Origin of the sequence: Tessaracoccus sp. MC1756, from assembly GCF_014164735.1 — a bacterium.
Classification (GTDB): Bacteria; Actinomycetota; Actinomycetes; order Propionibacteriales; family Propionibacteriaceae; genus Arachnia.
In genome coordinates, this window is record NZ_JACJFZ010000004.1 from 1 (window position 1) to 12,055 (window position 12,055).

10 protein-coding genes are annotated in these 12,055 nt (G+C 66.3%); 3 read left to right on the plus strand and 7 right to left on the minus strand.

Going from position 1 to position 12,055, the window contains the following annotated elements; genetic code table 11:
• Window positions 1–648 precede the first annotated feature (648 nt).
• A complete protein-coding gene (locus H5393_RS10525) occupies window positions 649–1,284 on the plus strand; it encodes a nuclease-related domain-containing protein (RefSeq protein ID WP_182766629.1) in 636 nt (211 codons plus the stop codon).
• A gap of 16 nt (window positions 1,285–1,300) precedes the next feature.
• On the opposite strand, the gene H5393_RS10530 is transcribed toward H5393_RS10525, so the two are convergent.
• On the minus strand, window positions 1,301–1,852 hold the full coding sequence (locus H5393_RS10530; protein WP_182766630.1) for a TetR/AcrR family transcriptional regulator: 552 nt from the start codon (window positions 1,850–1,852) through the stop codon (window positions 1,301–1,303).
• A gap of 93 nt (window positions 1,853–1,945) precedes the next feature.
• Between H5393_RS10530 and H5393_RS10535 the strand changes: the two genes are divergently transcribed.
• On the plus strand, window positions 1,946–2,956 hold the full coding sequence (locus tag H5393_RS10535) for an ABC transporter permease (protein WP_182766631.1): 1,011 nt from the start codon (window positions 1,946–1,948) through the stop codon (window positions 2,954–2,956).
• A gap of 71 nt (window positions 2,957–3,027) precedes the next feature.
• The gene (locus H5393_RS10540; protein WP_182766632.1) at window positions 3,028–3,519 is read left to right on the plus strand and encodes a DUF456 domain-containing protein; all 492 of its coding nucleotides are present in this window, start codon (window positions 3,028–3,030) and stop codon (window positions 3,517–3,519) included.
• A 120-nt stretch (window positions 3,520–3,639) separates the two neighbouring features.
• Here H5393_RS10540 and H5393_RS10545 read toward each other — a convergent pair whose 3' ends face one another.
• The 6 genes from H5393_RS10545 to H5393_RS10570 form a co-directional block, all read right to left on the minus strand.
• Window positions 3,640–5,070 carry a GH1 family beta-glucosidase gene (locus H5393_RS10545; protein WP_182766633.1) on the minus strand — a complete coding sequence of 477 codons (1,431 nt, stop codon included), beginning with the start codon at window positions 5,068–5,070 and terminating at the stop codon, window positions 3,640–3,642.
• Window positions 5,067–7,397, minus strand: coding sequence for an alpha-xylosidase (gene yicI / locus H5393_RS10550; protein WP_182766634.1), 2,331 nt, complete (start codon window positions 7,395–7,397; stop codon window positions 5,067–5,069). The genes H5393_RS10545 and yicI overlap by 4 nt, the downstream gene beginning before the upstream one ends.
• Window positions 7,397–8,278, minus strand: coding sequence for a carbohydrate ABC transporter permease (locus H5393_RS10555; protein ID WP_182766635.1), 882 nt, complete (start codon window positions 8,276–8,278; stop codon window positions 7,397–7,399). Before H5393_RS10555 ends, yicI begins: the two co-directional genes overlap by 1 nt.
• Window positions 8,278–9,249: a carbohydrate ABC transporter permease gene (locus H5393_RS10560; RefSeq protein WP_182766636.1), complete on the minus strand. Its 972-nt coding sequence runs from the start codon at window positions 9,247–9,249 to the stop codon at window positions 8,278–8,280. The genes H5393_RS10555 and H5393_RS10560 overlap by 1 nt, the downstream gene beginning before the upstream one ends.
• Window positions 9,250–9,337: 88 nt before the next feature.
• Window positions 9,338–10,657 (minus strand): ABC transporter substrate-binding protein, encoded by a 1,320-nt coding sequence (locus tag H5393_RS10565; protein ID WP_182766637.1) that lies wholly within the window; start codon window positions 10,655–10,657, stop codon window positions 9,338–9,340.
• Window positions 10,658–10,811: 154 nt separating this feature from the next.
• Window positions 10,812–11,996 carry an ROK family transcriptional regulator gene (locus H5393_RS10570; protein ID WP_182766638.1) on the minus strand — a complete coding sequence of 395 codons (1,185 nt, stop codon included), beginning with the start codon at window positions 11,994–11,996 and terminating at the stop codon, window positions 10,812–10,814.
• Between the last annotated feature and the right edge of the window lie 59 nt (window positions 11,997–12,055).

Below are 12,055 nucleotides of genomic sequence, written 5' to 3' on the forward strand. Positions count from 1 at the left end.
AATCCATCCCCAACCAAAGCTGGGAGACGGGTTCGCACGACAAGACTCCGAAAAGCCTTGCCAGTGCATATAATTGGCATTGACTTAAAGCACACTGTTGAGTTCTCAAGTTTCGGGTGCGACCCGCACATCCACCACACCATATTCGGCGCGATTTCCGCTTGGGGCAACTCGATCAACCTTACTCGCCGTGTTCCAGCCTGTCAAATCGGCCGGTTTGGCTTGTTCCGTTGAGTTGTATTTGCCGCTTGGGCAACCCGCAGAACTTTACTTGTGGGCTTCCCCCGTGTCAAATCGCTTGACCTGAGTGGATCAGTCCGCAAATAAGCATCAATCCCCATGTGACTGGGGGTTTTGCTTGTTCAGCAGTCGCTTGCGCGAAGGCCAATACTAGACAGACTCTGCGAAGAAGTCAAAATCGGTGTACTGCTGAGCTGGTCTGTCAGTTGCGTAACCCGTCGGGTCGACGGGCAATGTCGCTCTGACGACTGCTTGAACTCCCATGCGCGCGTGTGGGGGCGCTCGCCACCAGTCGGAGTGCTGAGCTCCCCTGTGCCGACTCGACTTCACAACCCCACGGACGCCCGGCACGGGCTGCGGTGCAGTTGAGGCCACTTGCGACCCGCCGGTGTCGACGCGGAGTCGGGCATGGCGGCGAGGTGGGAGGAGTCACCGGAGCTTTCCGCGGAACTCGCGGGGGCCGTTGGCGACTGGCGCCGCCCAAGTGCCGAGCCGAGCCCATCGACGAAGCCGCCGGCGAGGCCGAAGGATCCCGCGGCGTGCACCGCATCCGGCCCCCCGGGACGGGCCGTCGGGGCAGTCCCCAGCAAGCCCACTCCCGTCCTTGACCTCATCCACAACACACCCGGCGTATCGCTCCAGGCACAGATCGACGCTGCCCAGGCAGCCGGCCAGCGTGCCACCATCCTGCGAAGCATCTTTCTTGGGAAGCACGCGCGCTCGCCGTGGGAGCGGGGTGCCATCGGTGAGCGGCTGGTCGCCGCGGAGCTCGAGAGATTACAGAAGGCGGATCCACGATGGCGCTTCCTTCACTCGATCCCGGTGGGAACGAAGGACTCAGACATCGACCACCTACTGATCGGTCCAGCGGGCGTCTTCACCATCAATTCGAAGAACCACGCCGGGATGAAGGTATGGGTGGGCGGCAACACGTTCATGGTCAACGGCGTGCGCCAGCCCTATATCCGCAACTCGCGCCACCCTCAGCACACCGTCGAGAAGGTGTTCGAGCTTGCCCGCCGGAGCACCACCTGGCTCGGTTGAGCTGCTGAGCTACGACCTACGGTCGGGTGGAGCCGACGAACGCGGCCACAAGACGGGCGACGACGCCGGGCGCGGCCCGGTGGATCGCCTCAGGCTGGGGGCGGGTCAGGATCGCCATGGCCGCGATGAACTCCACCGCGCTAAGGTCTGAGCTCACCGCCCGCCTGTCGCTCAGCGCCTTCAACACAGCCGAGACGCCGGCGAGGGAGCGCTCCTGCGCCTCGGTCACTTCAGCCGGGAGATCTGCCACCTGCCCGGACAAGGCGTGGGAAAGTGCCCCGACCTCAAGGGCGACGAGGCGGTCGACCAGCCCGGCCCACGTCGCCTCCGGGTCTGCGTCGAGCCCCTCCGCTGCCGCTGCGACGGCGGCGTCGATGTCTGCCAGAAGGTCGAGCATCACGGCGATGACGAGCGCGTCGCGATCTGGGTAGTTGCGGTACAAGGTCGCGATGCCCACCTCCGCTGACTGCGCCACGGCCTCCAGCGGAACGGCGACTCCCTGCCCGGCGAAGAGGTGACGTGCCTCGTCGAGGATGCGGCGCCGACGTGCCAATGCGTCTGCCCTCATGACCGCCTTCACCTCCCTGGTTTGACTTCGCCATCCTATCCGGAGGAAACTCCTCCATAAGCGGAGGATTTTCCTCCATAACGCAAGGAACGCATGTCCGTCACCACCGAAGCCCCCATCCGTCCTACGCTGCGCAAGCGGGCGCGAGCCGTCCGCTGGTTCGGCCTCACCGCCGGCCTCTCCGTCGTCCTCGTCGGCCTCCTGCTGCTGTTCATCATGCCGACGCTGAAGTCGGGCCCCCGTGACCTCCCGCTGGGGGTGGTCGCAGAGGGACCCACCGTCGACGCGATCGCCGCTGCGTTGGACGAGCACGCGCCGGGCGGGTACCTCGTCGAGCAACTCAGCTCCAGTGCGGAACTGGACGAAGCCATCCGCGCCAAGGAGGTGCTGGGGGGGCTCGATCTCACCCGTGGCGGGTCTGCCCGGGTCGCCGTCGCCAGTGCCGGATCCACCGCGATCTCCGGCACCGTCGCCGCCACCGGCAGCGCAGTCGCCGCACAACTGGGCCTGGCAGCCACCGTCGACGATGTCGTACCCCTTCCCGACGGCGACCCCATCGGCGCGGGCATCGGCGGCCTCGCCTTCCCCTTGGTGTTCGGCGGCATCGTGCCCGCCGTCGCATTCCGCAAGCTCCTGCCCGGGCACCGGCGGCTCGTCCTGGTGGGGCTGTTGGGCTTTTCGCTGGCGGGAGGGTTCGTCGTGTCGACCGTGCTGCGCTACGCCTTTGGGAGCATCGACGGGTCGGTCTGGTCCGTGGGTGCGGCAATCGCGCTCGGCATCGCGGCCCTGGCCGTGCCCTTGGCCGCGCTCAACGACACCCTCGGCGCGAAGGGTTTCACCGTCGCGGCCATGACGATGATGTTCATCGGCAACCCGTTCGCGGGCATCGCCACCAGCGCGGTGTGGCTGCCCGCCGGCGTGGCGACTCTGGGGCAACTCCTGCCCCCCGGTGCGGCCGGCACGCTGGTGCGCGCCGTCGCCTACTTCGACGGCGCGGGCGGCGGATGGGCGCTGCTGACCCTGGCCACCTGGGTTGCGCTGGGCCTGGCTCTGTACGTCGCGGCGCCTCGGGTCGCATCGAGGAGCATGGGAACCGCCGGCTGAGGGCAGCGAGAGGGCTCGCGCCCCGGGGCGCGAAGCCAGCAGGTGCACGCGCCGGGACATACTCTTGCGAGATGACTGCAGAGATGATCGCCGCGCTCGCCGCCGGCGTCCTGGCCCTGGTCGGGCTCACGGGGATCGTGGTGCCCGTCCTGCCCGGCAGCCTCGCCATCGGCATCGGCGCACTCGTATGGGCGATCTGGGGCGGCTCGTCCTGGGGATGGATCGCGTTCGGCTTCGCCGCACTGCTACTGATCTTCGGTGCCCTCAGCAGCTGGACGCTGACCGGCCGCTCGCTCCAACAGCGTCAGGTGCCCAAGTGGCCCGTCGTCATCGGTGTCGTCGCCGGCGTCATCGGCGTCTTCGTGCTTCCCGGCCTGGGCCTGCCGATCGGTTTCGTACTCGGCCTGCTGCTGGCCGAGTGGTACCGGCTACGCGACTTCCGCATGGCGCTGGCCACCAGTTGGACGACCGTCAAGGCGCTCGGGATGGGGATCCTGGTGGAACTGGCCTGCGCGATGGTGGCGGTGGCCATCCTGGCGGTCAGCATCGCCACCGCCTGGTGAGCCGGACTCAGAGGCCCAGCACGCCCAAGGCCCCGTCGACGATCGGGCCGGCCTCAAGGGTGGTTGGTGCCGGAGATGCAGCCCGCAACGCAGGGAGATCCGGCACGCGCGAAGGACGCGTCACCGCTGCGGTAACACTCGCGTCGTGGCCAACCGGCGGTACCACTTCCCGCTGTCCTTGAGCGTGCGCTCCTGCGTATCTAAATCCACCCGGACGATCCCGAACCGCTTGGCGTACCCGTAACCCCACTCGAAGTTATCGAGCAGGGACCAGACGAAGTAGCCCCTGAGATCGACGCCGTCGCTCAACGCCCGGTGCGCCGCGGTCAGATGCCTCCGCAGGTAGTCCACGCGCTCCGCGTCCGGCACAGATCCGTCCGCCGCCACCACGTCAGCGAACGAGGCGCCGTTCTCGGTCACCATCAGCGGCAGGTCCGGGAACTGCCCACGGAGGCTCAGCAGCAGCTCGTGCAACCCTTCGGGCGCGATGTTCCATCCCATCTCCGTGTGCGGGCCGGCTTGCTCATGGAACTCCACGACATCGTGCGAACCCGGCCACGCCGTGCCGGTCGACGGCTTGTGCCCATCGGCATTCGCCCGTGGTGACCGTCCATCCCAGAGCCCGACGGTGGTGGTGGAGTAGTAGTTGACGCCCAGCACGTCCAGGGGTTGGTGCACGCTCGCGAGGTCGCCGTCGAGGACGAACGACCAGTCCGTGACTGCTGATGTGTCCTCAATCAGGTCCTCGGGATAGGACCCGCGCAGCATGGGGCCGGTGAAGGCGCGGTTCGCCAGCGCGTCCACCCGCCGGACGGCCTCGGCGCCTCCGTCGCCCACGCCGCGCAGCACGTGGAAGTTGAGCGTCACGGAGTACTCAGGCGACCCAGTGGACGCGGACCGCAGCGCCTGCAGCCCCAGACCGTGTGCGAGGTTCAGGTGATGGACCGCCGCCAGGGCCGCGGCGGGTTCGGTGCGGCCGGGCGCGTGCCCGCCCTGCCCGTAGCCCAGGTACGCCGAGCACCACGGTTCGTTCAGCGTCGTCCACGTGTGGATCCGGTCTCCCAACGCCGCCCCAACGACGGTGGCGTACTCGGCATAGGCCTCCGCCGTCGCACGAACAGGCCAACCACCAGCGTCCTCGAGCGGCTGGGGCAGGTCCCAGTGGTACAGGGTGGCCACTGGCTCGATCCCTCGCTCGAGCAAACCGTCTGTGAGCCGCGAGTAGAAGTCCAGCCCCCTCTGGTTCACGGCGCCGACGCCGCCGGGGATGATCCTCGGCCACGCGATCGAGAACCGGTAGGCGTCCAACCCCAGATCCTGCATCAGGTCGAGGTCGCTCTCCCAGCGGTGATAGTGGTCACATGCCACATCGCCGGTGTCCCCGTTCCACACCTTGCCGGGCGTGCGGCTGAAGGTGTCCCAAATCGACGGGCCGCGTCCGTCCTCCTGTGCGGCGCCCTCCACCTGGTAGCAGGCGGTGGCCGAACCGAAGGTGAAGCCGTCGGGGAACACCAGCCCGGAATCCCGGTAGTCCGGGTTGCCGGCGTTCATGCCTTCAACTCCACGACGCCGGCGTCTGCTGCCACGGCATCGCCCAGCCCGAGGGCCGCGCTCCAGCCCTCGCCGGTGGCTGAGGTGATCCTCACGCCACCGTCGGATCGCCCCACCGTGAAGTCGACGGCGGTGCCGTCCGGGTTGGTCACGGTTACGGTCTGCTCGCCCGACCCACCGGGGAAGACCCGCAGGACGAGGCCGTCGACGTAGTGGTAATCAGGGCGGGTCTTCACCGCGCCGATGGGCAGCACCGCGCCTTCCCGCACGTACAGCGGAAGGCTGGTGAAGCCGTGGCGCTCGGTGCGCCAGGCCCCACCTCGGACCTCCTCCCCCGTGAGCAGGTTCGTCCAGGCGCCCGCCGGAAGGTAGAACTCCACGTCACCTTCGTGCGAGAAGACTGGCGCCACGAGCAGGTCGGACCCCAGCATGTATTGGCGGTCGAGGTAGTCGACTGCGCGGTCGCCGGCGAACTCCACCTGCATGGGCCGCATGATGGAGAGCCCTGTCTTGGTCGCCTCCATCCCCACCTGGAACAGGTACGGCATGAGCTGCATCTTGAGGTGGGTGAAGACGCGGGTGACTTCGACGGCCTCATCATCGAAGGCCCACGGCACCCTGTAGGAGTTCGAGCCGTGGAAGCGCGAGTGGGACCCCATGAGCCCGAACGCCGTCCATCGCTTGTAGACGGACGGATCCGGGGTGCCTTCGAAGCCGCCGATGTCGTGACTCCAGTGGGCGAACCCGCTCATCACCAGCGACAGGCCGCCCCGGAGGGTCTCTGCCATGGACTCGAAGGTGGACGTGTTGTCGCCGCCCCAGTGCACCGGCATCGTCTGGCCGCCGGCGGTGGCGGATCGGGCGAAAAGGACGGCCTCGCCCTCACCCCTCTCCTCCACGATGACGTCGAAGACGGCCTTGTTGTAGAGGTGCGTGTAGCGGTTGTGCATCCGCGCCGGGTCGGACCCGTCGTGCCACACGACGTCGACGGGGACGCGCTCGGCGAAGTCTGTCTTGAAGGCGTCGACCCCCTGCCGCAGCAGGCCGCGGAGCTTCTCCTGGAACCAGGTGACCGCGTCCGGGTTGGTGAAGTCCACCAGTGCCATGCCGGCCACCCAGAGGTCCCACTGCCAGATCGTGCCGTCGGGCCTCTTCACCAGGTAGCCGTTCTCGGCTCCCTCCGTGAACAGCGCAGAGCGCTGGGCGATGTACGGGTTGATCCACACGGAGATCTTCAGGTCCTTCTCGCGGAGGCGCATCAGCATGGCATCCGGGTCCGGGAAGGTCCGGCGATCCCACACGAGATCCGTCCAGTTGAACTCGCGCATCCAGAAGCAATCGAAGTGGAACACCGACACCGGCAGGTCGCGCTCCGCCATGCCGTCGACGAAGCTCGTGACGGTGGCCTCGTCGTAGTCGGTGGTGAAGGACGTGGAGAGCCAGAGCCCCCAGGACCAGGCGGGGACGACGGGCGGCCGGCCGGTCAGGCCGGTGTAACGCTCGAGCACGTCTTTGGGCGTGGGTCCATCGACGATGAAGTACTCCAGCACCTCACCGGGCACGGAGAACTGGACGCGTTCCACCGCTTCCGAGCCGATCTCGAACGAGACGTGACCCGGGTCGTTGACCAGCACACCGTAGCCGCGGCTGGAGAGATAGAAGGGCACGTTCTTGTAGGCCTGCTCGCTGGAGGTGCCGCCGTCGGCGTTCCAGATCTCCACGGTTTGGCCGTTCTTCACCAGGGGCCCGAACCGCTCGCCGAGCCCGTAGATGGCCTCCCCCACGCCCAGGTCGAGTTGCTCGTGGACGAAGGTTCGGGGCCGGGGCACCGGCGCTCCCTCGCGGGCGTTGTCGATGAGGCCCGGGTCCACCTGGGCGTCAACGTCGAGCTGCAGGTATCCCTGCGCCTTGTGGCCGCTTCCGGTCAGCCGTCGACCGTCGCTCTCGAATGCCAGCTGCCAGGGTGATCCCTGGTTGATGCGGGCCACCAGGCTGCCGCTGGTGAGGGTGGCGTGGTCGGCCGCCATCGACACCGTGCCGGCACCGCCCTCGACGCGGCCGGGCAGGTCGAACCCCTGCACCGGACGGCCGCCGATGTGGTGGGCGATCCGCACGCGGATGACGCCCTCGCAGGGCGACGACAGCGTGGTCGTGAGCACGGCCCGGTTCAGCACGTCGCCGCGCTTCTCGATCTCCTTGGTAGGTGCCGTGATGACCAGACCCGGGCCGTCCGGGGTCTCGTCGGACTCCCAGATGTCGTAGGCCTCCTGCGCATACAGGGGCCGGACGCCGGGCCGGATCTGCCAGAAACCATCGGTGAATTTCATTACTTGACTGCTCCTGCGGTGATGCCGCGCGTGAGGGTGCGCTGGAAGATGAGGAAGAAGATGAGGGTCGGGATGAGGCCCAGCAGCGCCGAGGCCGACGTCGTGGTGACGTCCATGAGCCGGTCGCCCTGCAGGACGGAGATGGCCACGGGCACCGTCTGGTTGGCGTTGGAGACCAGGAACGTGAGCGGGATCAGGAACTCGTTCCAGGTCCAGATGAAGAAGAAGATCAACAGGACCGAGAGCGTGGGGCGACTGATGGGATAGATCACCCGGGTGAGGATCCGCCACCGGCTGGCGCCGTCCATGGCTGCGGCTTCGAGGATCTCCCTGGGAAAGGCCCCGAACACCGACGCCAACAGGTAGGTGCCGAATGCTGCCTGGATGACCGTGAAGATGATGATCACGGACCACACGTTGTTGTAGAGCCCCATGCTTTTGAACATGTAGTAGAGGGGGTAGAGGAGCGCCTCCTGCGGCAGGAGGTTTGCCAGCAGGAACGCCAACACCACCCAGGAGCGGCCCTTGATTCTGCCGATGCCGATCGCGAAAGCGTTGAGTACGGAAATGATGACTGCGAAGACGGCGACGAGGCCGGAGATGAAGAACGAGTTCCACACCTTCCGTGGGAAGTCGACGCGCTCCCAGAAGGCCATGATGCCGTCGAGGTACAGACCCTTGGGCAGTGCCAATGGGCCTCCTGCGGAGTACTCGGCAGGCGACTTGAAGGAGTTCACCAGGATCAGATAGAAGGGGGCCACAATGGCCAAGGCAGCCGCGATGGCGAAGGCGAGGAGCAGCCAGTCCATGGGACGACGCCTGAGCATGCCGCCCCGGCCACGCCTCTTGGTCTGGACCGGAGTAAGGGTGTTGGTGGTCATCACAGGCCTGCGCTTTCCTTGCGCTCCATCGCGTTCTGAGCGCGGATGAAGAGAATGGCAACCACACTGATGACGATGGTCAGTGCGGTGGCGATCGTGGCGCCGTAACCCACCTGCTGTGACTGGAAGAACTCGCTGTATGCGTAGTAGGCGGGAACGATCGTCGACGTGCCCGGCCCTCCCCTGGTGAGCACGTAGATGGGGCCGAACACCTTCAGCGCCGCGATCGTGCAGGTGAGGGTGACAACGAAGATCTCTGGACGGATGATGCTCACGGTGATCGCCTGGAACCGCTGAATCCAGTTGGCGCCGTCGAGTTCCGCGGCTTCGTACAACTCGGGATTCACTCTCTGGAGTGCGGCCATGAAGATGACGACGGGGTAGCCGATCTGGATCCACACGAGCACCACCATCATGCTGGCGAGCGCTGTATCAGGCGAGCCCAGCCAGTTGTGGGTGAGTGAGCCCAGGCCGACGCTCTCGAGGATGGTGTTCAGGGCCCCGTCCTGAGGCCGCAGGATCCAGCCGATCACGATGCCCGCGATGACCGCCGGCAGGATCTGAGGCAGGTAGTACGTGGCGCGGAGGAAGCTGGCGACCTTGCCGCCGAATTTGCGCCCCACCAGGTCGAACAGGAGCGCCGCCAGGATGAGCCCGATCGAGGTGGGCACGATCACCATGGCGACGATCATCCAGAGGCTGTTGCTGAACGAGGCCCAGAACTTGTCGTCGCCGAAGAGCTTGAGCCAGTTGTCGAAGCCGATGAACTCAGGAGGCTTGATGCCACGCCAGGACGTGAAACTCAGGTAGATGTTCCACCCCAGGGGGATGAGCACCACCAACGTGAGCAGCGCGAAGCCGGGAATCAGGTAGAGCCAGTAGATGAGCGAGCGCCGGCTACGTTCAGGGATCAGCGGCTCTTCGATGGATCGCGGGCGTTTGGCTCGCTTGATGGTGGGAACAGCAGTCACAGCCCTACTCCTTCGTGGGGTGGCGGCTCGGGTGAATGGCGCGAGGGTCGAGGGCGGGGCGGCCGCGTGGCCGCCCCGCCGCTGCCGACTAGCTGACCTCTTCGGCGTACGAGTTGTACTCCGTCGCGAGACCTTCCCGCACCTCAGCCGGGCTCTTGGTGCCGTTGACGAGTTCCTGGAGCTGGGCGACGATCACGTCGTAGAAGGTGGGGGTGGCCCAGTCGGGGTAGAAGGACAGGCCGTCCTGCTCGTTGACCGCATTGAACGCCCGGATGAGTTCAAGGCTCTTCTCATCTGTGATGTCAGCCTCGTCCGCGGCGACGGGAAGGCCCCCGTTGTTGCCCAGGATGGCCTGGATTTCGGGGCGCATGGTGATGTCGATGAACTCGTAGGCGAGCTCCTTGTTCTCGGCGTTCTCGGGGACGACCCACAGGTTGCCCGAGGAACCGAGGCTGAGCTCGCTGCCGGGGAACGGGAACAGCCCGAGTTCGAAGCCTTCGATTTCATCGACGAAGCGGCCGTACCACCACGAACCGGAGACGAACATCGGCGACTGCCCACCCATGAAGGCCAAGCCCGCATCCTCCGCCTTGATGCCGGAGACGTCTTCAGAGATATAGCCCTTGTCGACGTACTCGAGAAGAGTGTCGGTGGCGTAGGTGATGGGTTTGCCGTTCCAGTCGAGGGGGTTTTCATACAGCTGGTAATCGTTGACCCACTGGCGGTCAGCCTGACTCAGCGCGAGCTGGTACCACAGCTGACCGAGCGGATACTCGAGGCCGGCGGTGGCCAGTGGGGTCACGCCCTCGGCCACGAAAGCATCCATGACAGCGATGAAGTCCTCGTAGGTGGTAGGCACCTCAAGGCCTGACTCCTCGAACATCGCCTTGTTGTAATAGACGGTCACAAACTCGCCGTAGTTCGGGATTCCGTACCAGGGGCCAGAGCCCATCACGCCGTTCTCGTTGTACCGTGCCGTCGTCTGGAGCGCCGGTGCCAGTTTGTCGTCCCAGCCGTATTCGTCGACGGCACCGCTGATGTCGGCCAGGAGGCCCTGGCTGGCCAGGAGCCCAGCCGTCGCGTTGCCCTTGTTGAACTCCATCACGTCAGGCGCCTCGTCGGAGTTGAGGACCTGGCTGGCAGTCGAGCGGATCTGTTCGAAACTCTTCTCCTCGAAGTTGACCGTGGCTCCGGTCTCCTCCTCGAAGATCTTGATGGCCTCATCCCAGGCAATGCCCATGGCCGAATTGGCACCTTCGTAGTGCCAGAGAGTCAACGAGCCGCCCTCGCCGGAGGCGCCAGCCCCGCCGTTGGTCGACTCGGGGTCAGGGTCCGACGTGCCGCCAGCGCCACATCCGGTCAGCAACAGCGCCGCGACGGCTGCTGCACTCACAATCTTCTTGAGCATCACTACCTCCTTGTAGGACTGCGAGCCAGCAGGCTGCTGGGGCACTCCGATGCTTTGTTTGCGACTCGAACATATCCCGCCGACGAACGTCGCGCAAGGGTTCCGGGGATTTAGTTCTACTTCGTTACAAACCGAGACTGCGGCGGGGCTGTGGTCAGGTCAAGGCGGACGGAGCGAGGATGAACTCCGAGAAGACCAACTCGGCGGCACCGAGCAGCACCGCGTCGGGCACATTGGCGGGCAGGATCGTCAGGTCGCGCCGGCTGGACCGGATGGCCTCGGGCACGAGTTCTTCCACCGTTCTTCCCGCCACAAGGCCGGCGAGGAACCCGGCGATCAGGATGGTCCCGGGGTTGAAGAGATTGACGATGTTGCGCAGGGCGACGGCCAGATGGGCCAGCAACTCTTCGTTGAGTTCATGGAGGCCCGGCTCATCGCGCCGGCTGCGCCACTCGTCGACGAGTTCCTCGATGGTGAAATCGGGGTTTCCGAGCGCTTCGCCCAATTGAGCGGCTGTGACCTCCGCTTCCAGGCATCCTCGGCCGCCACAATGGCACTCCTTGCCGCCCGGATTGACTGCCACGTGCCCGATCTCGCCGGCGAACCCCTGGGCGCCCACCAAGAGGCGTCCGTCCTCGACCGCTCCCCCGCCGATACCCGAAGGCCCGCCGATGATGTAGAACAGGTCGTCGCGGTTCACACCGGCCCCGAAGGTCGTCTCGGCGCGAAGCGCGAGGATCGCCGCGTTGGCGGCCCAGGTGGGCGCACCCAGCGCTTCGGCAACGTGGCTGGAGAGCGGCTCATCCGTCCATCCCAGGTGGGTGGCCTCGCTCACCGATCCGTCCTGCAGGCGGATCTGCCCCGGGACGGCCACCCCAGCGCCCAGGAGTCGCCACTCTGGATGGCGTTTGAGCATGTCGTTGGCGGCCTCGGCGGCCAGTGCCGCCACGGTCCGCGAGGATGGGAGATCCTCAAGCGGCAGCGAGACCCGCTCGAGAATGCGACCTCCCGTGGTGACGGCGGCCACCCGCAGCATTCCAACCTCGGGGTTGATCGCGATGGCCACCAGGCCGGGGTCGAGCGACACCACAGGGCTGGGCCTTCCGGTGCCGTTCGGCACGGGTTCCGACTCCGTCGCGATGCCCAGCTTCACGAGTTGCGCCACGAGGACACCCATGGTGGACCGGTTGAGGCCCAGCTGCCTGGTGAGCGCCGCACGCGTTTGGGGACCACCGCGATGCAGCAGATCCAGCAGGCGCGACACGTTCACCTCACGGATTCGTTCGGTGTTGGCAATCCCCGGGGTGTGGCCGGGAGGTCGGCGGGTGACGGCGGGCATGCCCAGACGGTACTCCACCGCCGAACGGCTGGTCCCATGGCGAGGTGTCTGACCGCATG